Source organism: Azospirillum sp. TSH58, assembly GCF_003119115.1.
Lineage (GTDB): Bacteria > Pseudomonadota > Alphaproteobacteria > Azospirillales > Azospirillaceae > Azospirillum.
The window spans coordinates 405,067-430,000 of sequence record NZ_CP022363.1; the positions used below are offsets into that span (position 1 = coordinate 405,067).

The following is a 24,934-nucleotide window of genomic DNA, read 5'->3' on the forward strand; positions in this document are numbered from 1 at the left end:
ACGCACAGGAAGGCGGTGAAGACATGCCCACAAAGAAGGTCGCGATCGCTTGCCAAGGGGGAGGAACGCACGCCGCGTTCACCTGGGGCGTTCTCAGGACCATTCTGATGACGAAGCAGAGTTGGGACGAGAACCCGCGGGACGGCGACACCTTCGACATCGTCGCGATCAGCGGCACGTCGGCGGGCGCGCTGTGCGCGCTTGCGGCGTGGTACGGCCTCGCCCCGAACACCGCCGACGCGGCGTGCGGCACCATTGGCAAGGCGATCGAGCGCCTGGACTTCCTATGGACGACCTTCGCCGCGACCACCCCGGTCGAGACCGCCCACAACCGTCTGGTCGCCGGCTTGCTGGAGTGGAAATCGCAGGGATTGCCGCTGCCGGCGTCCAACCCCTATTCCAGCGCCGGCAGGTTCGGGCTGGCCGGCCTCAACATGATGGGAGCCCGCTGGCAGTATCTTGGGTTTCCGGAGTTGCTGAAGGACCTGTGTCCACATTTCGACGCGATCGATTGGCCGCGGGTGGCCGAAGCCGACATCCGGATTCTCGCCGGCGCCATCGAAGTGCTCAGCGGCAATTTCGAGGTGTTCGATTCCAACAAGACTCTTGAACAGATGGGCCTGCGACCGGACGGCCGGGAGATCAACCAGTACGACATCACCCGCTGGCGCATGCGCCGGGCGCTTTCGCTGGAAGGCGTGGCGGCATCGGGGACGCTTCCGGAGGTTCTGCCCGCACAGGTCATCCCCGACATGGTGTTCCCGACCTGCGTGCCGGGCCGGACCGTCACACGCAACGGCTACTATTGGGATGGCCTGTATTCGCGCAACCCGCCGGTGCGCGACCTTCTCGACGCCAGGGTGAAGGACGAAAAGCCGGACGAGGTCTGGATCGTGCGCATCAATCCCCAGGAGTTCCATCCCGCCTCACCGAACATCGGCCTCGAGGACATCCGGGACCGTGAGAACGATCTGGCCGGCAACCTGTCTCTCAACCAGGAATTGGACGCTATCATGACGATCAACCAGTGGATCGAGCGCCACGGAAACGGGAAACCACCCCTGGACAACCACAAGATCGTCGCGGTGCGGACCATCAAGATGACCCGCGGCACCGCCTGGGGGCTCAAGCACACCTCGAAATTCAACCGTTGCCCGGACTACTTCGCGACGCTTCGCGAGGAAGGGCGAACCGTCACCGAGGGGTGGCTGGCGGACTGGCGGAGGCTCGGCAAGGACTTCCCGCGCTATCCCTACGACGCGCGCTACCCCGAGCCGACCCAACCGCCTTCGCACGGAGCCCCCTGAGCAGGCCTCCCACGGAGCCACCGCCATGATCGATCTCGCCTCCGTCCTCGCCGCGCTCGCGCTGCTCATCTTTCTGGCCTATCGCGGCGTGACCCTGCTGATCGCGGCTCCGGCGGCTGCGCTGCTCGCGGCTCTGCTGACCGGCGGCCTGCCGATCCTTGGCGCCTACACCCAGATCTTCATGACCAACACCGGCTCCTTCATCATCTCCTTCTTTCCCCTGTTCATGCTCGGGGCGATCTTCGGCAAGCTGATGGACGACACCGGATCGGCGCGGGCCCTCGCCCGGATGGTCAGCGCCCGGCTGGGGCCGCACCGCGCGGTCGTGTCGGTGGTGCTGTGCTGCGCGGTCCTGACCTACGGTGGCGTTTCGGCCTTCGTCGTCGCCTTCGCGATCTACCCCGTGGCCGCCGCCCTGTTCCGCGACGCCGACATCCCGAAGCGGCTGATACCGGGAGCCCTGGCGCTGGGCGCCTTCACCTTCACCATGTCGGCCCTGCCGGGGACGCCGGCGATCCAGAACGCGATCCCGATGCCCTTCCTCGGCACCACGGCCTTCGCCGCGCCGGGCCTCGGGATCGTCACCGGGCTCGTGATGTTCGTTTTGGGGGTCCTGTGGCTGGACCGCCGGGCCGCCGCCGCGAGAGCCTCCGGCGAGGGGTACGGCAGTCATGTCGACAGCACTCCGGTGCTGGACCGCGCGACGCGCGAGCACGCGCAGTGCGAGGGATTCGACATTGCCGAACTGTCCACCGACCCCACCCCACAAAAGCGCACCGACACGGACGCCTTGCCTCCCGCGGCACTGGCGGTGCTGCCGGTCGTCGTGGTCATCGCCAGCAATTTCCTGTTCGTCCAGGTCGTCGCTCCCCGGATGGACACCGCCTTCCTCGCCGAGCCAAGGTTCGGGGCCACGACCATCGAGGCCGTGCGCGGCGTGTGGGCGGTCATCGTGGCGCTGTTTCTCGCCATCCTTCTGCTCATCGCCGGCAACTGGAACCGTCTGGACGATCTGGGCACGAGCCTGGACAAGGGAGCCGACGCCTCGGTCCTGCCGATCTTCAGCACGGCAAGCCTTGTCGGCTTCGGTGCGGTGATCGCCGCCCTTCCGGTTTTCGGGACGATCAGCCAGGCCATTCTGGCCATCGGCGGGGGCAACCCCCTGGTGTCGGTCGCGGCGTCCGTGACGGTTCTTTCCGCGATCACCGGGTCGGCGTCCGGCGGCATGAGCATCGCCCTCGATACGCTTGGCCCGACCTTCGTGGGCATGGCGAAGGCTTCCGGCTTCTCGCTCGACGTGATGCATCGGGTGACGGCGGTCGCCTCGGGTGCGCTCGACGCGCTGCCGCACAACGGCGCCGTCATCACGCTGCTCACCGTCTGCCGACTCAACCATCGCGACTCCTACGGCGACGTCTTCGTCGTCGCCGCCGCCATACCGATGCTCGCCCTGGTCGTCCTGATCGTTCTGGCCAGCCTGCTCAAGCGCCTCGGAATCTAGGGCAAACCTCACATCGGGATCGCCGGACGCCGCAAAAATGGGGGAATCCGTGAACCACATTCGAGCCGAACGCGCATGCTTCCGACGGGCCCTGCTCGCCGCCGCACCGTCGATCCTGCTCGCGGCTTGCGGTTCCGGCGAGGAACCCGTCGCGGACCCGGTCCGCCCCGTGCGGGTGGTGACGGTCGCGAAGCACGAGGGCGGCGAAACCCTGTCGTTGTCCGGCCAGATCCAGGCGCAGGACGAGGTCAGCCTCGCGTTCCGCATCGACGGGCGGATGATCGAGCGCCTGGTGAATGTCGGCGATCAAGTCGAAGCGGGGCAACCCATCGCGCACCTGGACCCCGAACCCGCCCGCAACGCCCTGAGAATGGCGCAGGCGAACCTGAGCGCCGCCATGGGGCAGCAGACCCTGGCACGCAACGACTATGAACGGCAGGAGACCCTCCTGGGCCAGGGCTGGACCACCCGCGCCCGCTACGACACCGCGGCGCAGGCGCTGAAGGCCGCGGCGGCGCAGGTCGATTCGGCGCAGGCGCAGTTCGACACCGCGCAGGACCATCTCGGCTACACGGAGCTGGTGGCCGACGGCGCCGGCACGGTCACCGCCCGCGGCGCCGAACCCGGCGAGGTGGTGGCGGCCGGTCGCATGATCGTGCATCTGGCCCGCCGGGACGGCCGCGACGCCGTTTTCGACGTTCCGGCACCGGTGTTCCGGATCGCCCCCGCCAACACGATCGTCACGGTGGCGCTGACCTCCGACCCCGCGGTGCAGACCATTGGGCGCGTGCGCGAAGTGGCGCCGCAGGCCGACCCGGTGACCCGCACCTTCACGGTCCGGGTCGGCCTTCAGAACCCGCCCGACACGATGCGCCTCGGCTCGACGGTCAACGGGTCGATCCAGGTCGGCGGCGTGGGCGGTTTCGAGATTCCCGCAACGGCGCTGACGCAGGCGAACCGGCAACCGGCGGTCTGGATCGTCGATCAGGCGACGAGCACCGTCGCGTTGCGCAACATCGACCTTGAACGCTACGACCTCGCCCGGGTCATCGTCGCGCGCGGGCTCGAAGCCGACGAGATCGTGGTCACCGCGGGCGTGCAGGCGCTGCGGCCGGGGCAGAAGGTCCGCATGCTCGGGGCCGGGCCATGAGCGGCTTCAATCTCTCCGCGTGGGCGATCCGGAACCGCTCCCTGGTCCTCTTCCTGATGATCGGGGTCGTCCTGGCCGGAGCCGTCGCGTTCCTGAAGCTCGGCCGGGCGGAAGACCCGGCCTTCACCATCCGCACCATGGTGGTGCAGGCTCAATGGCCGGGCGCCACCCTGGACGAAACGCTCCAGCAGGTGACCGAGCGGCTCGAACGGACGCTGCAGGAGGTGCCGAACCTCGACACGTTGCGCAGTTACACGGTTCCCGGCACGACCGTGATCTTCGTCGATCTGGTCGGGAATACGCATGGCCGCGCGGTGAGCGACACCTGGTACGAGGTGCGCAAGACGGTCAGCGACATGCGGCACACCCTTCCGCCGGGCGTCCTCGGCCCCGGCTTCAACGATGATTTCGGCGACACCTTCGGCATCATCTACGGCTTCACCGCCGACGGGTTCACGCATCGCGAACTGCGCGACACCGTGGAGGACGTCCGCTCGCGCCTGCTCCTCGTTCCGGACGTCTCGAAGATCGAGCTTCTGGGCGAGCAGGACGAGCGCGTCTACGTGGACTTTTCGCTGGAGACGCTGGCGGGGCTGGGGGTCGAGCCCGGCGCCCTGGTCGCCGCGCTTCAGGCGCAGAACGCGGTGCGCCCGGCCGGCGTGCTGCGCACCGGCAAGGAGGCGCTGTCCCTGCAGGTCTCGGGCGCCTTCGCGTCGGAACAGGACATCCTCGACGTCAATTTCGTGGCCGGCGGGCGCATGCTGCGCCTGCGCGATCTGGCCGAAGTGCGCCGCGATCTGGCCGATCCGCCCCAGCCGCTGTTCCGGGTGAACGGCGAGCCGGCCATCGGGCTCGCCATCGCCATGCGCCCGGGCGGCGACATCCTCGCCCTCGGCCGGAACGTCTCGGCGGCGATGGCCCGCATCGGCGCCGGCCTGCCGATGGGGATCGAGGCGCATCTGGTGGCCGATCAGGCGCGCACCGTGGACGAGGCGATCTCCGACTTCATCACGTCGCTGTGGCAGGCCGTCGTGATCGTGCTGATCGTCAGCTTCATCGCGCTCGGCCTGCGGGCGGGGACCGTCGTCGCGATCACGATTCCCTTGACGCTGGCCATCGTCTTCGCCGTGATGGATCTGCTCGGCATCGACCTGCAGCGCATCTCGCTGGGCGCGCTGATCATCGCGCTCGCGTTGCTGGTGGATGATGCCATGACCACCGTCGACGCGATGACCCGGCGGCTTGCCGCCGGCGACCGGAAGGAGGTCGCCGCCGTTTACGCCTACAAAGCTCTGGCCATGGCGATGCTGTCCGGCACGCTGGTTACGATCGCCGGTTTTGTGCCGATCGGATTCGCGCAGAGTTCCGCCGGCGAATACACCTTCTCCATCTTCGCCGTCGTGGGCATCGCGCTGATCGCGTCGTGGCTCGTCGCGACCGTCTTCGCACCCGTCCTGGGAATGATGCTGCTGCGGCCGCCCAAACCGGGACAGGACGGGAAACCCGGCGCCGTGCTGCGGCTGTACCGCCGCGTGCTGGGCGAGGCGATCCGGTTCCGCAGGCTGACGATCGCGACGACGCTCGGCCTGTTCGCCGCGGCGATCCTGGCGTTGGGGCTGGTTCCGCGGCAGTTCTTTCCGCCGTCGGACCGGGTCGAGCTTCTGGTCGATCTCCGCCTGCCGCAAAACGCCTCGATCCACGCCACGCGCGCGGCGGTCGAGCGGTTCGACGCGCTGCTGGGCAAGGAGCCGGGGGTCGCGCGCTGGAGCAGCTACGCCGGGCGCGGCGCGATCCGCTTCTACCTGCCGCTGAACGTCCAGCTCGCCAACCCCTTCATCGGACAGGCGGTGATCGTGACCACGGATGTGGCGACGCGCGACCGGCTGCAATCCCGCCTGGAGACCCTGCTGGCCGAGGAGTTCCCGGACGCCGTCGCGCGCGTGTACCCGCTGGAACTCGGGCCGCCCGTCGGATGGCCGCTCCAGTACCGCGTCGTCGGGCCGGACCCGAGCGAGGTGCGCGAGATCGCGATGACGCTCGCGCAGGTCGTCGCGACCTTTCCCGAGACGCGGCGGATCAACTTCGACTGGATGGAGACCGCCCGCAAGTTGCGGGTGCGGATCGACCAGGACGAGGCGCGGCGCCTGGGCTTGAGTTCGGCCGCCGTCGCCGGGATGCTGAACGCCGCCGTCTCGGGAAGCGCCGTCACGCCCATCCGCGACGGCATCTATCTGATCGACGTTCTGGCACGGGACGCCCGTGGACAGACCTTGTCGGTGGAAACGCTGCGCAGCCTGCCGGTGTCCCTGCCGAACGGGCGAAGCGTTCCGCTGAACCAGTTGGCGTCCTTCGGATACGCCCAGGATCTTCCGCTGGTCTGGCGACGCGGGCGACAGCCGACCCTGACGCTGCAGGCGGACGTGGCTCCCGGCACTCTGCCGGAATCCGCCATCGAAGCCCTGGCGCCCCGGATCGCCGACCTGTCGGCCACCCTGTCGCCGGAATACCGCATCGAGGTCGGCGGGATCGCGGAGGAAAGCGCCAAAAGCCGCGCGTCGGTCTTCGCCGTCATTCCGTTGATGCTGCTCCTGGTGCTGACCGTGCTGATGGTCCAGCTTCGCAGCTTCCAGCGTCTGGCGATGGTGCTGAGCGTGGTGCCGCTCGGTCTGATCGGCGTCGTGCTGGCGTTGCTGGCGTCCGGCCAACCGCTCGGCTTCGTCGCCATCCTCGGGGTCCTCGCGCTCGTTGGGATGATCGCGAAGAACGCGGTGATCCTGATCGAGCAGATCGAGGCGGAGCGGGCCGCTGGACAAGCCGTCCCGGACGCCGTGATCGACGCCTGCGGCTCCCGGTTCCGCCCGATCATGCTGACCGCCGCCTCCACCGTGCTCGGCCTCATCCCCATTGCCTTCACCGTGTTCTGGGGCGCGATGGCCTTCGCGATCATGGGCGGTCTTCTCGTCGCGTCGCTGCTGACGCTCATATTCCTTCCGACGCTCTACGTGGCGTGGTTCGGCAGCCGTGAGACGGGGCGCAGGCCGGTTCCGGTACCCCCCTCGGCGATGCGGCCGCCTCGGAACGCCCGGTCTTGAACGCGGAGATGACGATGCCGATGGAAAGGGAGAACGATGCCATCGACATCAGGCTCAGCCACCTGTCGCAGTTGTTCGACAGCATCGATCCGTCGCCGTTCCGCGAAGGCCGTCTGACGGCGGACGCCGAGGAGTATTTCCTGAGGCGCGTGGGGGCACAGCCCAGGAATCAACCGGTTCGCATCGTCATCCATCTCCCGGCCGAGGAAATGACGCGGTCTCCGCCATTCGACGTCGCCGCCGCGCTGATCGGACACTTCACCGCCTGTGCCGCCGGAGAGGCGAAAAGCATTCGCGAGTCGATCCGAACATGGCGCCAAGCGGCCCTGATCGGCTTCGTGGTGCTGTCCATCTGCCTTTTCCTTGCTTGGCAGATTGCCAATAATCTTCCAGCCCGCCCGGCGACCCGGATTTTGCAGGAAAGTTTTGTCATCCTTGGGTGGGTCTCGGTCTGGAAGCCCATCGAGACCTTTCTTTACGAGTTGCTGCCGCCGGGAAAGCGCCGCCGTCAGCGCCTGCTGCTTCGTCTTTCGTCCGCCGAAGTTGTTGTGCGCTATTGATTTCAGCGTTGTCGCTGACCAATCATGCAGCAGTTCGCTTTGACCATTCCTGGCGAAAGGCGAGATGAGATGATGCGGTGGGGAGGATCGTTAAGGACGGCGCCGAGAAAGCCGGACAGCACGGTCACGGGAAAACGGTGGTCCGCCGCGGGACTCCGGGTCGGAAACATGGTGCAAGCCTCGCGGGCCTGAAGACGGGTGGAGATCGGTGCGTCGCTGAAGGAGACAGCGGTCATGATGTCATCTCCCTGGAGCTGCCAGTGGCGGCACTGAGGCCGTTCGGTTGGGTTGTACCGCATAATGTAATGTTATAACATTACATTCAAAGGCGTGGTGGCCCTCCCCACGCCAAGGGGATTTGGAGGACATTCATGAATCGCCGTGTCAGCCGCGCCCGCCCTCGGGCGGAAACGATACTCTCTTGCCCTTTTGCCACGTCGCCAGCCGTATTGTGCGCCGCCGGAAGCCATCGAGCGCATCGAGGGGGTGCGCGGACCGATGTCATCGCTCTCTACGGGTCGGAAGCTCTGGGCGGTGTCGTCAACGTCATCACCCGCCATGCCACCGATGCCTGGCATGGCAGCCTGACCGCCCAGGGCGGGTTGGCGGCCGGGACGGGCGGAAGATGATCCGCTGCGAATCGACCGGCACCATCGGGGAAGGCCGGGGGTCCTTGCGGGAACGACCTACCGCCTGCCGGACGGGCGCCTGATCTTTGTTCCCGAAACGGGCGCCCCTGGCACACCGTGACCGGACGTCGCCACGGAGGCGGCGTGCATCGCGGTTCCCCAACCTTTTCTGCAACCCTTCGTTCACAAAGCTTGACCGGAACGGCGGGGTTCCCCATGAATGGTGCCGGTACTGGTTCTTCCGGCGGCCTCCGCCGGAAGCTAAGAGGGAACCCGGTGAGCCGCGTCCTGCGGCGAGGCCGGGGCTGCCCCCGCAACTGTGAGCGGTGAGCCGTTCCGTCATTTCCTGCCACTGGCGCCCGTCGGCGCTGGGAAGGCCGGACGGAGCGGCGACGACCCGCAAGCCAGGAGACCTGCCAGCACCACAACGAAACGTCCTCGGGCGGGGTGTCCCGGTGGAACGCTTGCCATGCGCCCAGTCGGATTCCGTTCCGGACGCGGCGTGTGTTCCGCAAGACGTCCGCCAGTTCTCCCCGCCCGCAACGGCAGGAAGCATGGATGGCGCAACCGCCTTTCCCGACACCCGGTTCCACCGCGTCCCATTCGGACTTGCCCGTCCGCGCCGAATGCCGCCCGGCCATCGCGGTCGAGGGGCTGCAGTGCCGGCTGGGTGGGCGCACCGTGCTGTCGGACATCGGCTTTGCCGTCCCGGAGGGCGCCTTTCTCGGCATTCTCGGGCCGAACGGGTGCGGCAAGACCACGCTGCTGCGCTGCCTCGCCGGGTTGCAGGTCCCTTCGGCGGGACGCATCCGCATCGAGGGCGACGATCCGCAGACCCTGCGCCCGGCGGAGTTGGCTCGCCGGCTTGCGCTCCAGGCGCAGGACGCCGCCGCGGCGCTGGGCTTCACCGTGCGCGACGTGGTTGCCATGGGGCGACTGGCCCACCGCCGCTCCGCCTTCGCCGGGGCCGGAGCGGACGACCACCCCATCGTCGAGGACGCGCTGACCCGTCTGGAGCTGAGCGCCCTGGCGGACCGGCCAATCGAACATCTGTCGGGCGGGGAGCGCCAGCGGGTGATGATCGCCCGCGCCCTGGCGCAGCGCCCGCGCATCCTGCTGCTCGACGAACCGACCAACCATCTGGACATTCACCACCGCTTCGCCGTGCTCGACCTCGTGAGAGGCCTCGGGATCACGGTCGTGGCAACGCTGCACGACATCGATCTCGCGGCACGCTGGTGCGACCGTGTCCTGCTGATGGCGGATGGGCGCCTTCAGGCCGATGCCGCGCCGGCGGAGGCGCTGACCCCGGAGCGGCTGACCGCCGTCTACCGCGTCGCCGCTACGGTGGACCGCCATCCCGGCGACGGCCGGTTGCGCATCGACCTGTCGCCCCTGACGGATCACAGATCGGACCGCACATGATCCCGCTTCCTCTCCGCGGCCTTCCTCTGACGCTTGCCCTGATGATGGGCGTTGGCAGCAGCGCCCACGCAAACGCCCATGCGAACGCCCATGCAAACGCCCATGCCCGGCCCCGTCCGGTCGAGGTCGCCAACTGCTTCGAAACCGCCCGCTTCGCCGCACCTCCCAAGCGGCCCATGGTCCACGACACCAACATGACGCAGACCATGCTGGATCTCGGGCTGGCCGACCGGCTGGTCGCCGTCTCCGGCATCGAGGGGGCCGAGCACCGGCTGATCGCGCCGCCCGGCGTGGTGGCGGCTCTGCCCCGCCTTCCCGACCGGTCCCCGAGCCTGGAGGCGGTGCTGTCCGCCGATCCGGACTTCCTGTTCGCCGGCTGGAGCTATGGCTTCAGCGAGGCGCGAGGCCTCACCCCGGCCCGGCTGGCGGAGATGGGGGTCGCCACCTACACGCTGCGGGAAAGCTGCATCCGCATCGGTCTCCGTGAACCGATCAGCATGGACACGCTCTACGCCGACCTGCTGGCGCTCGGAAGCATCTTCGGGATCGCGGAGCGCGCCGAGGCCATGGTGGCCGATTTCCGCCGCCGCGTCGCCGCGGTGACCGACCGCACCGGCACGGTCGCGAAGCGGCCCCGCGTGATGTATTGCGACCAGTGCCACACCGACGGCGCTCCGCTGTCGGTGGGGCGCGAGGGGATGACCAGCCTGCTGATGGATCTGGCCGGCGGACGCAACATCTTCGACGACATTCCCAACAGCTACGTCCGGGTCAGTTGGGAGGAAATGGTTCGGCGCGACCCGCAATGGATCATCGTCAGCGACCACCGCGTCCCCGCCGAGGCCGCCATCCGTCACCTGACCGCCGCTCCGCAACTGGCCGACGTCGAGGCGGTGCGCAAGCGTCAATTCATCGTGCTTACCTATGCCGAGCAGACGCCCTCCACCCGCAACGTCGATGCGCTGGAACGCATGGCGCGGATCCTCCACCCGGAGCGCTTCGCTCGATGAGCCGGTCACGCCTGCTGCCCCTGTCCCTGGCGCTGGCCGCCGTCCTGGCCCTGTCCACGGTCGCCGCCGTCGGATTCGGCGCCGCCGGCATTCCCATTCCCAAGGTCTGGGCGGTGATCGCGCACGAGCTGTGGCCGTCGCTTGCCCCACCTCCCGACGCCAGCCGGGCCGAGCGCAACATCGTCTGGGAGCTGCGTCTGCCGCGCGTGCTGCTGGGCGCCCTGGCCGGGGCCGGGCTGGCCGCTGTGGGCGCCGTGCTGCAAGTGGTGACGCGCAACCCGCTGGCCGACCCCTATCTGTTCGGCGTGTCGGCGGGCGCCTCGGTGGGGGCGGTGACGGTGATCCTGTACGCCGGGACGGTCGCGGGGGCGCTCGGCCTGCCGGTCGCCGCCTTCCTGGGCGCGCTTGTCGCCATGCTGGCCGTCTTCGCGGCCGCGCGCGGACGCGACGGCGTGGTGACCAGCGAACGGCTGGTCCTGACCGGGGTGGCGGTCGCTTTCATCCTGCACGCCGTCACCAACGCCCTGATCGTCACGGGGACGGACCGCGGCGCCGACGCGGCGCTGTTCTGGATGATGGGCGGTTTCGGCACCGCGCGTTGGAGCGTCCTGCCCATTCCCGCCGGGCTGACCGTCGCCGGGCTGCTCTGGCTGTGGCTGCGCGCCGAGACCATCAACACCCTGGCGTTGGGCGACGACGCGGCCCGCTCGCTGGGCACCGACCCGGGCCGCCTGCGGCTGGAGCTGTTCGTGGTCACCGCGCTGATGACCGGCGCGCTGGTGTCGGCCTGCGGCGGCATCGGCTTCGTCGGGCTGGTTCTGCCCCACATCGCGCGGATGCTGGTGGGCGGCCATCTGCGGGCGCTGCTGCCGGTGGCGGCGTTGGGCGGCGCGCTGCTCCTCCTGTGGGTGGACGTCGCCGCCCGCACCCTGTTCGCCCCGCGCGAGATTCCCGTCGGCGTCGTCACCGCTCTTGTCGGCGGCGCCTTCTTCCTGTGGCTCATGCGCCGCCGCCCGGCGGCCTGACGGAAAACCACACCATGACGTCGTCCCATCCCGTACCCGCACGCGCCATCGTCCTCTACGGACGCGCGTCCTTCGATCATGGACAGAATCTGAAGGCGCTCGCGGCGTCCCTCGCCGATCTCCACGCCGCACGCGGCGTGCCGGTGACGGTCGGCATCGCCCACGCCGACCTGTCCGGCCCTGCCCTGCCGGCGGTGCTGGCGGAACTGGAGCGGGCGGGCACGACGGAGGCGCTGGTGATCCCCAGCATGGTGCCCGCCGATCCCAGCCTGTCAGCCTGGCTGCCGGGCGCGCTCAGTCACTGGGCCGGCACGCAGGGCGCCGGCATGACGGTCCGTCTGGCGCCGCCGGTGGAAAGCGCGCTGGACCTGCCCGCCGCCCTCGACCGTATCGCTTCTGGTCCGGCAGAAAGGCTGGCCGACGTGCGCGAGACGGACCCCAGCCTGGGCAAGCCCGGCTGGTCGGCCATCCCCGAGCATGGCCGGCAAGTCTTCGTCTGCGTCGGTGCGCGCTGCCTGCACCGCGGCGCCGATGCGCTGTATCAGCGTCTGCGCGAGGCGATGAAAGGACACCGCGCCCTGAACGCCGGCCCGCGCCGGGTGATGTGCGCGCGGACGAGCTGCCTCTACCCCTGCAACCGCGGGCCGCTGCTGGTCGTCCAGCCCGACGCGGTCTGGTACGGCGATCTGACGCCGGAACGGATCGACCGCATCGTCCATGGCCATCTGCTGACTGACCACCTGTCCACGGGGGATGTTCTGCACCGCAACCCACCGCCGGAGGAACCGGCCGTGGGCTGACCCCGCCTAACCGTCCACCCCTTCCTCTTCGTCTGACCCCGCTTCACCCGGCCACCGCGGAACGCACCCGTTCCGCGGAACGCCTTCCCTTGTCCCGACTGAATCCTGCCGGAGAACATCCATGCCCACCTTTCCCACCCGCCACGGAGGTTTCCGTCCTCGGTCCCTCGCGCCGCTGCTCCTGCTGTCGGCCTCCTTCGGTCCTGGCGCCGCCCTCGCGGAGGACGGCGAGCCGCCGGTCACGCTTCCTCCCGTCACCGTCACCGGACAGCGCATGGACGCCGCCCCCGCCGGGCTGGCTCTCGACGTTCCCAACAGCGGAGGCAGCCGCCTGGGCCTCACCCCGCTGGAGACTCCGGCCAGCGTCGAGGTGATCTCCGGCCAGACCATCCGCGACCGCGGGCAGACCAGCGTGACCGAGGCCGTCACCCAGAACGCCACCGGCTTCAGCTCGCTGGCCGCACCCGGCAACGGCGGCTCGTCCCTGGCGACCCGCGGCTTCTCCGGCCACGGCTCGGTGATGCAGCTCTACGATGGGACGCGGCTCTATGTCGGATCGGGGACCGTCACCTTCCCCTTCGACACTTGGTCGGCGGAGCGCATCGAGGTGCTGCGCGGACCGGCCTCCGTGCTTTATGGCGAGGGTGCGATCGGCGGAATCGTCAATGTGGTGCCGAAGCGCCCGACCACGGACCTCCGCAACGAAGCCATGGTCGCCATCGGCACCGACGCCCAGCGCCGCGCCGCCTTCGGCAGCGGAGGTCCGCTGACCGAGACATTGTCCTACCGCCTGGACGTGAGCGGCAACCGGTCCAACGGCTGGGTCGACCGGGGCGGCACGAAAAACCTCGCGCTGTCCGGGGCGGTGACGTTCCGGGCCACGCCGGACGTGTCCGTCACCCTCTCCAACGACCATGGCGACCAGCAGCCGCAGGAGTATTTCGGGACGCCGCTCATCAACGGCGGCATCGATCGCGCGCTGCGGCATCGCAATTTCAACGTGGCCGACAGCGCGATCCGCTACCGCGACAACTGGACCCAGCTCAAGTCCGAATGGGCGGTGTCGGACGCCCTCACCCTGCGCAACACCGCGTACCACCTGACGAGTCACCGGCACTGGAAGAACGTGGAGAGCTACGCCTGGAGCGCCGCCACGCAGCGGATCAACCGCAGCAGCTACATCGAGATCTATCATGACCAGCGGCAGGTCGGCGACCGCTTCGACGCGACGTGGCGCAGCCGGCTGTTCGGCATGAAGAACGAGCTGGTCGGCGGCTTCGACGTCAACCGGATCACCTTCAAGAACAGCAGCAACTCGCCCTATGGCGGGACCAGCAGCGTCGATCCCTTCGACCCGTCGCCCGGCCTGTTCGTCAATCTCGCGGGCACCACGGCACGGCTTCGGTCGACGACCGACCAGTATGCGCTGTTCCTGGAGGACCGCCTGTCGGTGACCGACAAGCTGGCGCTGATCGGCGGGCTGCGCCACGACGCGCCGTCGATCCACCGCGAGGATCCCGTCGCCCGCACCAGCTTCGACAAGGATTTCCACGCCACCAGTTGGCGGGCCGGCACGGTCTACGAGGTGATCCCCGGCCTCGCGCTTTACGGGCAATACGCCACGGCGGTCGATCCGGTAGGGAACCTGATCTCGCTGTCGGCGGCGCAGAAGGACTTCGACCTGTCCACCGGCCGTCAGGTCGAGGTCGGCGTCAAGCAATCCTTCTTGGAGGGGCGCGGCGAGTGGACGCTCACCGCCTATCACATCGTCAAGGACAAGCTGCTGACCACCGATCCCAACCGACCGGGGATCACCGTTCAGGTCGGCCGGCAGTCGTCGCGGGGGCTGGAGGCGTCGCTGTCGCTTGGCCTGTGGGAGGGTGTGAGGGTGGACGTGAACGGCGCGCTGCTTCGGGCAAAATATGACGACTTCAGCCAGACGGTGTCGGGCCGCGCGGTGTCCTACGCCGGCAACGTGCCGACCGGCGTGCCGGAGCGCACCGCCAACGCCTGGGCGAGTTGGGCCTTCCTGCCGGGCTGGGAGGCGCGGGCCGGTGTGCAGTATGTCGGCAGGACCTACGCCGACGCCGCCAACACCGTTGTCCGGCCCGCCTACACGGTGGTCAACGCCGGCCTGGATTACCGGCCGACGGACAACACCAAGCTGAGTTTGCGCGCCGTCAACCTGTTCGACGAGGTGTATGCGGTGGCAGGTGGAACGACAAGCTGGGTGTTGGGCCGTCCGCGCTCGGCCGAACTGGCCTTCTCCATGACGTTCTGAGCTGACGAACATGCGGCGGGCGATAACGGCCACAGCGACCGCCGCGTGTGCCGCCAAGCACCGCCTTGCCCACCCTCGACATCAAGGATTGATACCGCCGCGCTTAAGCATTGACACGTGGGAGCCACGGATAGCTGGTGAGGGAGCGTAGGCGCTCCGGTGTGGCGGTTAGTACTACAGCCGGGATCATCGGTTGTTGCGTCTGTTGAGTTGGCGTTCTGCGAAGAGGATGCCGCGCATGACGACGGTCGCCGAGGCGAGGACCTGGGACGGCGCTCTGGACGCGCTGATGGGACGGCTTGGGTCGCGGTTCTGCCGGGTTGAGGCGCGGCGACGGGCGCGGTCCTACGTTGCCGGCCTGTTGGCGCCGCTGGAGCGCAAGAACGGTTGGCATCTGGCCGAAGCAGCGGGCGACGCCAGCCCAGACAGCGTGCAGGATTTCCTGGCGCGCATGCGCTGGGATGCCGACGCCGTGCGCGACGATCTGCGCGCCTATGTGGTCGAGCACCTGGGCGATCCGCAGGCCGTGTTGGTGCTTGACGAGACCGGCTTCGTGAAGAAGGGCACGCGCTCGGTCGGCGTGCAGCGCCAGTACTCCGGCACCGCGGGGCGCATCGAGAACTGCCAGATCGGCGTGTTCCTCGGCTACGCCGGCCGACATGGCCACGCGCTGATCGACCGCGCCTTGTACCTGCCGCAGTCCTGGGCCGGTGACGAGGAACGCCGTCGCCTCGCCTGGGTGCCCGAGGAGGTGGCCTTCGCCACCAAGCCGAAGCTGGGAGCGGCGATGCTGGAGCGCGCGCTCGACGCCGGGGTGCCGTGCGCGTGGGTCGCGGCCGACAGCGTGTACGGAGCCGACAGCGCCCTGCGCCAAGCCCTGGTGCGGCGCCGGATCGGCTATGTGCTGGCGGTCACCAGCGGCCAGCGGCTGTTCCCGGGCACGGTGAGCGATTGGGTCGAGGAGGTGCCGGCTGACGGCTGGCATCGGATCGGTGCCGGTGATGGCTCCAAGGGGCCGCGGCTGTACGATTGGGCTCATCTGCCGTTTCGCGGCGCCCCGGAGGGATGGGACAAGGGACTGTTGATCCGGCGCCGCTTGGCCGATGGCGATCTGACCTTCTACTTCACCTTCGCTCCGGCCGGGACGACGCTGAAGGAACTGGTGCGGGTGGCCGGCACGCGCTGGACCATCGAGAGTGCCTTCGAACTGGCCAAAGGCGAGGTTGGCCTCGACCATTACGAGGTGCGCTCGTGGCCCGGCTGGCACCGGCACATCACCTTGGCCATGGTGGCCTTGGCGTTCCTCACCGTCGTACGCAAGGCGGCCATCGGGGGGAGAGGACCCGGCCGACTTGGAAGCCGACCTTCTGCCCTTGACCGTGCCGGAAATCCGCCGCCTGCTCCACCGGCTGCTCGCCCCTCCGCCCCCAAAACCCGCCACGGTTTTTGCTTGGTCACTCTGGCGAAGACGCCATCAGCAGCGGGCGCGATGCTCCCACTGGAAACGCCGCACCCAAACCGATAAAGACCGGCTATAGTATTAGGGCGTTCCAGGCGTCACAGCAGGCCTGGACGACGGCGTCGTAGTCGTCCAGGAGCCGGTGGGACAAAAAGCTCTCGCGCAGGTACAGCCAGACGCGCTCGACGGGGTTTAACTCCGGACTGTAGCAACCGTCTTTGTCCGAAGAAGGGAATGAACCACGGGTGCTCCCTGTCAAGACGCGCGCGAGGCGCGCCCGCCCTTCGGGCGGCTTCGGCCTTGACCGGTCCGCGCCCGCGGTTCGGTATGCTTGGCATTCGGTCGGCGGCGAGCGCCGACCGTCGGCATCGTTACGTTAGGCGGGGTGGGCCTCCCAGGTCTGGCCTTTGACCAGCATGGCGTTGAGGCGCACGATCAGTTTGCGCATGCAGGCGGTCAGCGCCACCTTCGACGGCTTGCCGCGCCCTTTCAGCTGGACGTAGAAATCGGCGATCACGCCTTTGCTGTGGGTGGCGGCGACTTCGGCCGCGATGTAGAGGATATGCCGAACATCGGCGCGCCCACCGGCGATATGGCGCTGACCACGCGATTGGCCGCTGTCATGATCGAAGGGAGCAACGCCGACCAGGGCGGAGATGCGTTCTCCGGTCGTCTTTCCCAGTTCCGGTAGCAGAATCGCCAGCGTGATGGCCACCACTGGCCCGACGCCGGGTGCAGTCTGGAGCGCAGCCACTCGGCCGGCCAGTTCCGATTGGGCCTTGACCCTGCTGTGGATCTCGGCTTCCAGCGCCTCGATCGCCGAAGTCAGCCCCTTGACGGCCTCTTCCAACGCCGCCTGCGCCATCGCCGGGGCGCCTGCCGAAGCGTGACGCAGATCGACGCGCTTGTCGACCAGCAGGCGGCGCGCCTTGACCAATGCCACCAGTTCCTCACGGTCCGGATCAGGTGGCGTGGTGGTTGGAGCCGCTTGGGAGGCGGTGAACTCAGCGATCAGTGCGGCGTCGATGGTGTCGTTCTTGGCCCGCTGCCCCTTGGCCTTGGCGAAATAGCGTACGCGAGCCGGATCGAACACGCGCACCGACAGGCCGGCGGCCTGCAAGGCGTCGCGAACCGACCGCTCATACCCACCGCTGGCTTCCAGTCCGACAACAGCGACCCTCTTCCGAGCGAGCCAAGCCACCAAATCTTGGTGCCCGTTCGGCGTGTTGGCGACCCGGATCTTGCCGCCGCTAGAGACAACCGCCACATCCAAAAAGCACTTGCCGCAGTCGATGCCGGCGGTCGGGACCATGTTCGACATCCTTGTATTCCTTCCTTGTGGTGCGGGCTCGTGCCCAAGCAACCGTTCGGATTTCAAGGAAGGCTGGCCGCCATCATGCTACAGTACGGCTTTTGTGCCAAAGGCGGCTCGAGGTCAGCCAGCCCGGACGGCACACTGCAGGCGTGCCGTCCGGGCATCAATTTAGGGCCTTCCCAAGGGTCACGTCCCTGAACGTGGTGTAGGAGCTGTGGGGAGCCGGCCCGCCGAAGCGCCCCCAGAGCTGGCGTAGGCGGGCCGGTTTTCCACAGCGGGGCGGTCATCGTGGGTCTTCGGTAGAGTCTGGTCACCACACCTCAACCCGACCGAAGGGTGACCACGATGACCGACGAGATGATGGCGCTTCGCGCGCTGCTGGAGAAGAGCCCTGACGCTGACGTCTTGCGCGAGATGATCGGCTTCGCGGCCGAGCGGCTGATGGAACTGGAGGTGCAAGGCCTGACCGGCGCCGCCCACGGTGAGCGCTCCGCCGAGCGGCTGGTTCAGCGCAACGGCTACCGCGAGCGTGATTGGGAGACCCGAGCCGGCACCGTCGAGCTGCGCATCCCCAAGCTGCGCAAGGGCAGCTACTTCCCCGGCTTCCTGGAGCCGCGCCGCATGGCCGAGAAGGCGCTGACCGCCGTGATCCAGGAAGCCTACGTCCACGGCATCTCGACGCGCTCGGTGGATGATCTGGTGAAGGCGCTCGGCATGAGCGGCATCTCCAAGAGCCAGGTCAGCCGGCTGTGCGAGGAGATCGACGAGCGGGTGAAGACCTTCCTGGAGCGTCCCATCGAAGGCGATTGGCCGTACCTGTGGATCGACGCCACCTACGTGAAGGTTCGCCAGAACGGGCGCATCGTCTCGGTGGCGGTCACCATCGCGGTGGCCGTGAACACCGACGGCCGGCGCGAGGTGCTGGGCATGGACATCGGCGCCTCGGAAGCCGAGACCTTCTGGATCGAGTTCCTGCGCAAGCTCAAGCGCCGCGGCTTGGCCGGGGTGAAGCTGGTGATCTCCGACGCCCACGAAAGCATCAAGGCCGCCGTGTCCAAGGTGTTCCGCGCCACGTGGCAGCGCTGTCGGGTGCACTTCATGCGCAACGCCCTGGCGCATGCCGGGCGGAGCGGCCGGCGCGTGGTGTCGGCCTTCATCGCCACCGCGTTCGCCCAGGATGACGCCGGCGCCGCCAAGGCGCAGTGGCGCCAGGTGGCCGATCAGGTCCGCCCCAAGCTGCCCAAGTTGGCCACCCTGCTCGACGAGGCCGAGGAGGACGTGCTGGCCTTCATGACCTTTCCCAAGGAGCACCGCGCCAAGATCCACAGCACGAACCCGCTGGAGCGGCTGAACGGCGAGATCAAGCGGCGCACCGAGGTGGTGGGCATCTTCCCCAACGAGGCGGCGATCACCCGGCTCATCGGCGCCATCCTGCTCGAACAGAACGACGAATGGGCGGTGCAGCGGGCACGCTACATGACCCTGGAAACCATCGCCCCCTTGCGCGATGATCTCGCCCTCACGTTGCCCGCTGCGACCGCGTGACTGTCCCGGCCAGACACGCCGGAGACCAGATGAGCGCCCCGGCTCCTACACCACGCCTCCGGACACGACCGGCCTCATCGGGCTTTCCCGCTTGCTGGCTCGTGTCGCCGCCAAGGCGTGGATCGAAGGGACCAGCGACTTCGGAGATTTGCCCGGCTTCCGCGACGCCAAACCCGGAGCCTCCGATGCCGAAAACCTTTCCTTCCAAGACGACTGAGTCGCGCATGCTGACGGTCGAACAGGTCGCGGATATCACCCAGACCTGCTCGCGGTGGATCCGCGAACAGATCAAGGCTGGACACCTGCACGCCCACCGCTTTGGGCGCCTCGTCCGCATCGCTCCCGAAGACCTGGAAGTCTTCATCAAGATGCACCGTCGCTAATTCACCTGGATTCCTCATAGTTCTGCCCATTTCAATGGGTTGAGAGGCCATTTGGAGAACACTACGGAGCAAAACCTTCCGTTTTGTCCCGTGGTACTGTCCCAAAACGGTCACCGGGATCGCGCCACTCCATAACATTCCACAAGGTTCCCATGGACACCATTTACCCCGCCCTCCGCACGACCACGCCGACCATTGCGAAAAAGCCCCGCACGCTCGCCGAATTGCTGGATAGCCTCGACGCAGCTGATCTCGAGGTTGGCAAGCAGCGAGCCCTGCGTTCGTCGATCGTTTCCATCGCCAAGCTCCTGAAGGCTGCCCCCGATCAGCTGGAGGCCAACGAGCGCGCCTTGCTGGCTCGCCTGCACAAGCTGCACCCGCGTGAGGTCGGCGTCAGCGCCAAGCGCCTGCAGAACCTGCGGGCCGATCTCACCCGCTCGCTTCGGCTGGTTGGCTGGTCCGAAGGCCGCAATACCCAGATCTTCACGGAGGCCTGGGCAGCCCTCTATGAGCAGGTTCCCAGCAAATTCACGCGCTATGCCCTGACCCGCTTCTTCCGCTTCTGCTCGGAACGGGACATCGCTCCGGAGCATGTCGATGACACCGTGGTAGCCGGTTTCCGTCACTACCTCGACAAGGTGGACTTCTGCCGCGGCCCCGCGACCATGCAGCGCGATCTGGTCCGCATCTGGAACCGGATGACGACGGCTGTCCCGACTTGGCCGAAGACCCGCCTCACGTTGCCGCGCTCGCCCCGGCAATGGTCGCTGGAATGGCATTGCTTTCCCGAAAGCCTGCAGACCGACGTCGACAACTGGCTCGCGCAACTGACCGGTGATGATCCCTTGGCCGAATTCGGCCCCAAGAGGCCGATGAAGCCGAGCACACTCAAGGCGCGCCGGCAGCAGGTCCGCATGTGGGCCTCCGCCATCGCCTTGCGCGGCAACGACCCGAGCACACTCAAGTCGCTCGCCGATTTGGTCACAGTGCACACATTCAAAGAAGCGCTGCGGTACCTCATCACGGACAACGGGCACGGCAAGGCACAGCCGGCTGCCCTGGCCATCGCCATGCTGGGCGCCGCCCAGCACTGGGTGCGTCTGCCGGATGATCAACTGGAAGTACTGCGCGCCGTCGTCCGGCGCATCAGGCCGCCGCGGCAAGGGATGACCGACAAAAACAAGTCCATTCTGCGCCAGCTCGACAACCCGGCCCGCCTCGCCGACCTGCTGCAGTTTCCCCAGCGGGTGACCGACAGCGTTTACCGCCAAGCGCTCGGCACCCGCGGCGAAGCGCTGCGCGTTCAGACCGCCGTCGCTGTAGAACTGTTGCTGATGACGGCCATCCGTCGCGCCAACTTGGCCACGCTCTGCCTCGACCGCCACTTGCGTTGGACCCGCTCACCGATCGGCGACACCGTCCACATCGTGTTGGAGGCACACGAGGTGAAGAACGGCCAAGATCTCGCCTTCGAGTTGCCGCCTGCGTCCACCCGTCTGCTCAACCTCTATCTGCGTGAGTATCGCCCGCAGTTGACCGAGCCGGACAACCGCTATTTGTTCCCCGGCAAGGGATCTGGCCACAAAGCTCTCCACCGCCTGTCCGAACAGATCAGCACTCAGGTCCACAAGGAAACCGGACTGACGGTGACGGCGCACAGCTTCCGTCACATCGCCGCCAAGCTGAACCTGCAGCACGACCCGACCAACTACGAAGGGACCCGCCAACTGCTCGGGCATCGGAACATCACCACCACGGTGACCCACTACGCCGGGGAGGAACGCGCCGCGAACATCCGTCGTTATGATCGGCTGGTCGAAGATCTCCGCTCCAGGCCATCACTCTCCCCACGCCGTATGGAGGCTCGGTGATGCCCCGCGGCCGCCGCCTTCTGCCGTTGGCCCCGCTCGCCCTGAAAACCTGGCCGGACGTTGACCGCCACGCCTGGGAGATGGCCCGCGCTGGTTCGGACCCGCTGGACGATCCCGGTCTGGCTGCCCATTGGCGTGCCGTCACCGCGGACCACACCGTCCTGTGCTACGGTCACTGGCTGGCATGGCTCGCCGATCAGAGCCTGCTCGATCCCGTCCTTCCGCCGGACGGCCGGATCACCCGCGAGCGCGTGCATGGTTATCTCGCCTACCTGCGCCGTTCCCTGGCACCAAAATCGATTGCGACCATGATCACGCGCCTGCACGAAGCGGTCCGCGTCATGGCGCCCGGTGCCGATATCGGTTGGCTGCGCACCGCCGCCTCTCGGTTGGAAGCGCAGGCGGTGCCGGCGCGCAGCAAAATGGATCGGCTGGTTGAGACCAACCGCCTCGTCGAGGCCGGCTTGCGTTTGATGAGCGAAGCGCAGTCCAAGCGCAATCCGCGCACCCGGGCCTCCACTACCGCGACGGATTGTTGATGGCCTTCCTGGCGCTGCGGCCCATCCGCCTGTCCAACCTCGCGATGATGGCGCTCGGCTTACACGTCCTCATCGACGACGATTCCGTGCTCGTGCGCTTTGCCGGTTCCGAGATGAAGACGCACCGACCACTGGAATTCCCGTGGCCCAGTTCTCTGGTGCCCCATTTGCATGCGTACCTTACGGAACATCGCCCGGTCCTGTTGGAGGGGCTGGCGTCGGACGCTTTGTGGATCGGCCGGCTTGGGCCCCTCGACCTCAAAAGCGTGCAGCAGATCCTGCCGCGGGTGACCAAACGGACGGTTGGGGTTGCGATCCCGCCGCACTTCTTCCGGGACTGCGCGGCGACCACCGTCGCGCTTCGGGCTCCCGAGGAGGTGGCGATCATCATGTCCATTCTGGGCCATGCCACGTTGCGGACATCGGAGCGCTACTACAACCATGCGGCCTCGCTGAACGCCGCCCGACAATTGCAGGACACCGTGCAGCACTTGCGCAGGACAGGGCCGGGAACCCGGGGCCGACGCCCGAGCGTGGAGGGCTGAGCATGAAAGCCGTCATCTACGCCCGCTACAGCTCTGACCAGCAGCGTGACGCCTCCATCGAGGACCAGGTTCGCCTGTGCCGGGAGCGTCTCGCTCGGGAAGGCTGGACACTCACCCAGACCTACGCCGACCGGGCGATCAGCGGCGGTTCGCTCTTGCGCCCCGGCATTCAGGCGTTGATCGAAGACGCGATGGCCGCCCGCTTCGCGGTCGTGGTGGCCGAGGCGCTGGACCGGATCAGCCGTGATCAAGCGGACGTCGCCGCCTTCTTCAAGCGCATGCAGTTCGCCGGCATCCGCATCATCACGCTGGCCGAGGGGGAAATCACCGATCTGCACGTCGGCCTGAAGGGCACGATGAACGCCCTCTTCTTGAAGGATCTCGCCGACAAGACGCGGCGCGGCTTGCGCGGCCGGGTGGAGGCTGGTGCTTCGGCGGGCGGGCGGTGCTACGGCTATGATGTCGTGCACGCCTTTGGGCCCGATGGGCTGCCGGTGCACGGACAGCGGCGCATCAACGAGGCCGAGGCAGCCGTTGAACGCACCCGACCAGTGGGTCGTGCAGGAGGTGCCCGAATTGCGCATCGTCGACCAGGAGCTTTGGAATCGGGTGAAGGCGCGCCAAGCGCAGATGACGAACGACGTCCGTGGTGCTGCAGGCGGTCCGCAGGAGTTCTGGGATCGACGTCGTCCCCGTTTCCTGCTGTCGGGTTTGATCCGTTGCGGCTGCTGTGGCGGAGGTTACTCGAAGATTTCCGCCAACTTGTTCGGCTGCTCAGCGGCACGCAACAAAGGTCCAACAGCGTGCGGCAACCGGATGAACATTCGCCGCGACGTGCTCGAAGCGACGGTGCTGGATAGCCTGCGCCAACGGCTGATGGAGCCGAAACTGTTCAAGGTGTTCTGCGAGGAGTTCACCGCGGAACTGAACCGCCAGTTGGCCGCCGAGAGCTCGACCGTGGATCAGGCCAAAGCAGAGTTGGCGCGGGTCGAGCGGCGCATGGGCAAGCTGGTCGACGCCATAGCGGAAGGGGTTCCGGCCCGGTCGGTGAAGGACGAGCTTGTCCGGCTGGAAGCCCGGCAGGAGGAACTCCGCCTGACTCTTGCCGAAGCCCCTGCCAAGCGTCGCCCCCTCCTCCACCCCAATATGGCGGATCTGTATCGGGCACGGGTGACGGCGCTGCAGGACGCGCTCACCACGCCCGACACGCAGGCCGAGGCCGCGGAACTGATCCGGTCGTTGATCGAGGCCGTGGTGCTGATGCCGGAGGACGGTACGCTGCGGGTGGACCTGCACGGCGCGCTGGCCGGCATCCTGGCGCTGTGCTCCGGAACGCGAAAGGCCGGCCCCGTCTCCGGGGCCGGCCTTGCCGAGCAAATAAAGATGGTTGCGGGGGCAGGATTTGAACCTGCGACCTTCAGGTTATGAGCCTGACGAGCTACCGGGCTGCTCCACCCCGCGGATGTTCCTTGGGAAGGGACGATGTGCGACGATTGTCAAGTGTGTTTGAAGCCTTGTCCGTCCACGTCCTGGCTGGTTTGGCGTGTGCCGTGGTGACCTGGCGGCGACCTACTCTCCCACGTCTTAAGACGCAGTACCATCGGCGCTGAGGCGTTTCACGGCCGAGTTCGGAATGGGATCGGGTGTTGGGAGCCTCGCCATGACCACCAGGTCACCAAGGCACACGCGAACCATCCGGACAGGGACGGCAGAGGTGTCAATGATCGAGGACGTTCTTGCATTCTTGCGGTGTTGGCTCGTGCGCCCAGGGCTTGCCGCTGCGCGCGGGCCGCCTGCTGGGAAGGATCAAGCCGATCGAGCGATTAGTAAGGCTCAGCTTCAGGCGTTGCCGCCCGTCCACATGCCTCCTATCGACGTGATGGTCTGTCACGGCTCTCAAGGGAGTTCTGGTTTAGAGGTGGGTTTCCCGCTTAGATGCTTTCAGCGGTTATCCCGTCCATACTTAGCTACCCGGCCATGCCACTGGCGTGACAACCGGTGCACCAGAGGTATGTCCATCCCGGTCCTCTCGTACTAGGGACAGATCCTCGCAAAACTCCGACACCCACGGCAGATAGGGACCGAACTGTCTCACGACGTTCTAAACCCAGCTCACGTACCACTTTAATCGGCGAACAGCCGAACCCTTGGGACCTGCTCCAGCCCCAGGATGTGATGAGCCGACATCGAGGTGCCAAACGACTCCGTCGATATGGACTCTTGGGAGTCATCAGCCTGTTATCCCCGGCGTACCTTTTATCCGTTGAGCGATGGCCCGTCCACATGGAACCACCGGATCACTATGGCCGACTTTCGTCTCTGCTCGACTTGTCTGTCTTGCAGTCAGGCGGGCTTATGCCATTGCACTCGACGAGCGATTTCCGACCGCTCTGAGCCCACCATCGCGCGCCTCCGTTACACTTTGGGAGGCGACCGCCCCAGTCAAACTACCCGCCATGCAGGGTCCCGGCTCCGGATCAACGGAGCGCGGTTAGAT

General features: G+C 67.4%; 18 protein-coding genes, 1 tRNA gene, 2 rRNA genes, 4 pseudogenes and 1 riboswitch (1 of these 26 cut by a window edge). Of the genes and pseudogenes, 19 read left to right on the plus strand and 6 right to left on the minus strand.

Annotated features, from left to right (window positions below; all coding sequences use genetic code 11):
- The first annotated feature begins 23 nt into the window (after positions 1-23).
- Genes TSH58p_RS01705 through TSH58p_RS01725 form a run of 5 tightly spaced genes read left to right on the plus strand, consistent with a single transcriptional unit; the run spans position 24 to position 7,610 of the window.
- Positions 24-1,307, plus strand: a complete 1,284-nt coding sequence (locus TSH58p_RS01705) for a patatin-like phospholipase family protein (protein WP_109068170.1) — start codon at positions 24-26, stop codon at positions 1,305-1,307.
- Positions 1,308-1,332: 25 nt separating this feature from the next.
- The gene (locus tag TSH58p_RS01710) at positions 1,333-2,808 is read left to right on the plus strand and encodes a GntP family permease (protein ID WP_109068169.1); all 1,476 of its coding nucleotides are present in this window, start codon (positions 1,333-1,335) and stop codon (positions 2,806-2,808) included.
- 49 nt (positions 2,809-2,857) lie between these two features.
- Positions 2,858-3,958 carry an efflux RND transporter periplasmic adaptor subunit gene (locus TSH58p_RS01715; RefSeq protein WP_109068217.1) on the plus strand — a complete coding sequence of 367 codons (1,101 nt, stop codon included), beginning with the start codon at positions 2,858-2,860 and terminating at the stop codon, positions 3,956-3,958.
- Positions 3,955-7,050, plus strand: a complete 3,096-nt coding sequence (locus TSH58p_RS01720) for an efflux RND transporter permease subunit (protein ID WP_109068168.1) — start codon at positions 3,955-3,957, stop codon at positions 7,048-7,050. Before TSH58p_RS01715 ends, TSH58p_RS01720 begins: the two co-directional genes overlap by 4 nt.
- A gap of 8 nt (positions 7,051-7,058) precedes the next feature.
- Complete coding sequence (locus TSH58p_RS01725; protein WP_247873835.1) at positions 7,059-7,610, plus strand: hypothetical protein; 552 nt, start codon at positions 7,059-7,061, stop codon at positions 7,608-7,610.
- A gap of 2 nt (positions 7,611-7,612) precedes the next feature.
- Here TSH58p_RS01725 and TSH58p_RS32900 read toward each other — a convergent pair whose 3' ends face one another.
- Positions 7,613-7,846 carry a hypothetical protein gene (locus tag TSH58p_RS32900; protein ID WP_146205815.1) on the minus strand — a complete coding sequence of 78 codons (234 nt, stop codon included), beginning with the start codon at positions 7,844-7,846 and terminating at the stop codon, positions 7,613-7,615.
- Positions 7,847-8,066: 220 nt separating this feature from the next.
- On the opposite strand from TSH58p_RS32900, the pseudogene TSH58p_RS32905 reads away from it, so the two are divergent.
- From TSH58p_RS32905 to TSH58p_RS01755, 8 genes and pseudogenes are all read left to right on the plus strand, one after another.
- A pseudogene (locus tag TSH58p_RS32905) lies at positions 8,067-8,236 on the plus strand (TonB-dependent receptor plug domain-containing protein); the annotation flags it as partial.
- 20 nt (positions 8,237-8,256) lie between these two features.
- Positions 8,257-8,360, plus strand: a pseudogene (locus tag TSH58p_RS34645) (hypothetical protein); the annotation flags it as partial.
- A 95-nt stretch (positions 8,361-8,455) separates the two neighbouring features.
- Positions 8,456-8,675: riboswitch (cobalamin riboswitch) on the plus strand.
- A gap of 122 nt (positions 8,676-8,797) precedes the next feature.
- The gene (locus tag TSH58p_RS01730; protein WP_109068166.1) at positions 8,798-9,664 is read left to right on the plus strand and encodes an ABC transporter ATP-binding protein; all 867 of its coding nucleotides are present in this window, start codon (positions 8,798-8,800) and stop codon (positions 9,662-9,664) included.
- Positions 9,661-10,674 carry an ABC transporter substrate-binding protein gene (locus TSH58p_RS01735; RefSeq protein WP_247873834.1) on the plus strand — a complete coding sequence of 338 codons (1,014 nt, stop codon included), beginning with the start codon at positions 9,661-9,663 and terminating at the stop codon, positions 10,672-10,674. Before TSH58p_RS01730 ends, TSH58p_RS01735 begins: the two co-directional genes overlap by 4 nt.
- On the plus strand, positions 10,671-11,699 hold the full coding sequence (locus tag TSH58p_RS01740; RefSeq protein WP_109068165.1) for an iron ABC transporter permease: 1,029 nt from the start codon (positions 10,671-10,673) through the stop codon (positions 11,697-11,699). The genes TSH58p_RS01735 and TSH58p_RS01740 overlap by 4 nt, the downstream gene beginning before the upstream one ends.
- 14 nt (positions 11,700-11,713) lie before the next feature.
- A complete protein-coding gene (locus TSH58p_RS01745) occupies positions 11,714-12,499 on the plus strand; it encodes a ferredoxin (protein WP_109068164.1) in 786 nt (261 codons plus the stop codon).
- Between the two features lie 121 nt (positions 12,500-12,620).
- Positions 12,621-14,780 carry a TonB-dependent siderophore receptor gene (locus TSH58p_RS01750; protein WP_109068163.1) on the plus strand — a complete coding sequence of 720 codons (2,160 nt, stop codon included), beginning with the start codon at positions 12,621-12,623 and terminating at the stop codon, positions 14,778-14,780.
- A 238-nt stretch (positions 14,781-15,018) separates the two neighbouring features.
- Positions 15,019-16,305: an IS701 family transposase gene (locus TSH58p_RS01755; RefSeq protein WP_109068215.1), complete on the plus strand. Its 1,287-nt coding sequence runs from the start codon at positions 15,019-15,021 to the stop codon at positions 16,303-16,305.
- Between the two features lie 7 nt (positions 16,306-16,312).
- Here TSH58p_RS01755 and TSH58p_RS33775 read toward each other — a convergent pair.
- Both TSH58p_RS33775 and TSH58p_RS01760 read right to left on the minus strand, forming a co-directional pair.
- Positions 16,313-16,447 (minus strand): annotated as a pseudogene (locus tag TSH58p_RS33775) (IS630 family transposase); the annotation flags it as partial.
- A gap of 168 nt (positions 16,448-16,615) precedes the next feature.
- Positions 16,616-17,560: an IS110 family transposase gene (locus tag TSH58p_RS01760; RefSeq protein WP_109068162.1), complete on the minus strand. Its 945-nt coding sequence runs from the start codon at positions 17,558-17,560 to the stop codon at positions 16,616-16,618.
- Between the two features lie 339 nt (positions 17,561-17,899).
- Here TSH58p_RS01760 and TSH58p_RS01765 point away from each other — a divergent pair, with 339 nt between their 5' ends.
- The 6 genes and pseudogenes from TSH58p_RS01765 to TSH58p_RS01790 all read left to right on the plus strand — a co-directional run bounded on the left by TSH58p_RS01765 (position 17,900) and on the right by TSH58p_RS01790 (position 23,865).
- The gene (locus TSH58p_RS01765) at positions 17,900-19,099 is read left to right on the plus strand and encodes an IS256 family transposase (protein ID WP_109469057.1); all 1,200 of its coding nucleotides are present in this window, start codon (positions 17,900-17,902) and stop codon (positions 19,097-19,099) included.
- Positions 19,100-19,323: 224 nt separating this feature from the next.
- On the plus strand, positions 19,324-19,482 hold the full coding sequence (locus TSH58p_RS32910) for a helix-turn-helix domain-containing protein (protein WP_158282677.1): 159 nt from the start codon (positions 19,324-19,326) through the stop codon (positions 19,480-19,482).
- Positions 19,483-19,634: 152 nt separating this feature from the next.
- Entirely contained in the window at positions 19,635-21,353 is a 1,719-nt protein-coding gene (locus tag TSH58p_RS01775) for a site-specific integrase (protein ID WP_109469059.1), read from the plus strand.
- Positions 21,353-21,892 (plus strand): hypothetical protein, encoded by a 540-nt coding sequence (locus TSH58p_RS01780; protein WP_109469060.1) that lies wholly within the window; start codon positions 21,353-21,355, stop codon positions 21,890-21,892. The genes TSH58p_RS01775 and TSH58p_RS01780 overlap by 1 nt, the downstream gene beginning before the upstream one ends.
- A complete protein-coding gene (locus TSH58p_RS01785; RefSeq protein WP_109469061.1) occupies positions 21,892-22,437 on the plus strand; it encodes a tyrosine-type recombinase/integrase in 546 nt (181 codons plus the stop codon). The genes TSH58p_RS01780 and TSH58p_RS01785 overlap by 1 nt, the downstream gene beginning before the upstream one ends.
- A 2-nt stretch (positions 22,438-22,439) precedes the next feature.
- Positions 22,440-23,865 (plus strand): annotated as a pseudogene (locus tag TSH58p_RS01790) (recombinase family protein).
- On the opposite strand, the gene TSH58p_RS01795 reads toward TSH58p_RS01790, so the two are convergent.
- The 3 genes from TSH58p_RS01795 to TSH58p_RS01805 all read right to left on the minus strand — a co-directional run.
- Positions 23,822-23,898 (minus strand) — tRNA-Met (locus TSH58p_RS01795). The pseudogene TSH58p_RS01790 and the gene TSH58p_RS01795 overlap by 44 nt on opposite strands.
- A gap of 95 nt (positions 23,899-23,993) precedes the next feature.
- Positions 23,994-24,109: ribosomal RNA gene (gene rrf, locus TSH58p_RS01800) — 5S ribosomal RNA — on the minus strand.
- Positions 24,110-24,239: 130 nt separating this feature from the next.
- Positions 24,240-24,934 (minus strand): 23S ribosomal RNA (locus TSH58p_RS01805) (it continues 2,065 nt past the right edge of the window).

Bases quoted from the DNA above. Each gene is read 5' to 3' on its own strand.
- TSH58p_RS01705 (WP_109068170.1), top strand. From the start codon at position 24: ATGCCCACAAAGAAGGTCGCGATCGCTTGCCAAGGGGGAGGAACGCAC.
- TSH58p_RS01710 (WP_109068169.1), top strand. From the start codon at position 1,333: ATGATCGATCTCGCCTCCGTCCTCGCCGCGCTCGCGCTGCTCATCTTT.
- TSH58p_RS01720 (WP_109068168.1), top strand. From the start codon at position 3,955: ATGAGCGGCTTCAATCTCTCCGCGTGGGCGATCCGGAACCGCTCCCTG.
- TSH58p_RS01725 (WP_247873835.1), top strand. From the start codon at position 7,059: ATGACGATGCCGATGGAAAGGGAGAACGATGCCATCGACATCAGGCTC.
- TSH58p_RS32900 (WP_146205815.1), bottom strand. From the start codon at position 7,846: ATGACCGCTGTCTCCTTCAGCGACGCACCGATCTCCACCCGTCTTCAG.
- TSH58p_RS01730 (WP_109068166.1), top strand. From the start codon at position 8,798: ATGGCGCAACCGCCTTTCCCGACACCCGGTTCCACCGCGTCCCATTCG.
- TSH58p_RS01735 (WP_247873834.1), top strand. From the start codon at position 9,661: ATGATCCCGCTTCCTCTCCGCGGCCTTCCTCTGACGCTTGCCCTGATG.
- TSH58p_RS01740 (WP_109068165.1), top strand. From the start codon at position 10,671: ATGAGCCGGTCACGCCTGCTGCCCCTGTCCCTGGCGCTGGCCGCCGTC.
- TSH58p_RS01745 (WP_109068164.1), top strand. From the start codon at position 11,714: ATGACGTCGTCCCATCCCGTACCCGCACGCGCCATCGTCCTCTACGGA.
- TSH58p_RS01750 (WP_109068163.1), top strand. From the start codon at position 12,621: ATGCCCACCTTTCCCACCCGCCACGGAGGTTTCCGTCCTCGGTCCCTC.
- TSH58p_RS01755 (WP_109068215.1), top strand. From the start codon at position 15,019: ATGACGACGGTCGCCGAGGCGAGGACCTGGGACGGCGCTCTGGACGCG.
- TSH58p_RS01760 (WP_109068162.1), bottom strand. From the start codon at position 17,560: ATGTCGAACATGGTCCCGACCGCCGGCATCGACTGCGGCAAGTGCTTT.
- TSH58p_RS01765 (WP_109469057.1), top strand. From the start codon at position 17,900: ATGACCGACGAGATGATGGCGCTTCGCGCGCTGCTGGAGAAGAGCCCT.
- TSH58p_RS32910 (WP_158282677.1), top strand. From the start codon at position 19,324: ATGCTGACGGTCGAACAGGTCGCGGATATCACCCAGACCTGCTCGCGG.
- TSH58p_RS01775 (WP_109469059.1), top strand. From the start codon at position 19,635: ATGGACACCATTTACCCCGCCCTCCGCACGACCACGCCGACCATTGCG.
- TSH58p_RS01780 (WP_109469060.1), top strand. From the start codon at position 21,353: ATGCCCCGCGGCCGCCGCCTTCTGCCGTTGGCCCCGCTCGCCCTGAAA.
- TSH58p_RS01785 (WP_109469061.1), top strand. From the start codon at position 21,892: ATGGCCTTCCTGGCGCTGCGGCCCATCCGCCTGTCCAACCTCGCGATG.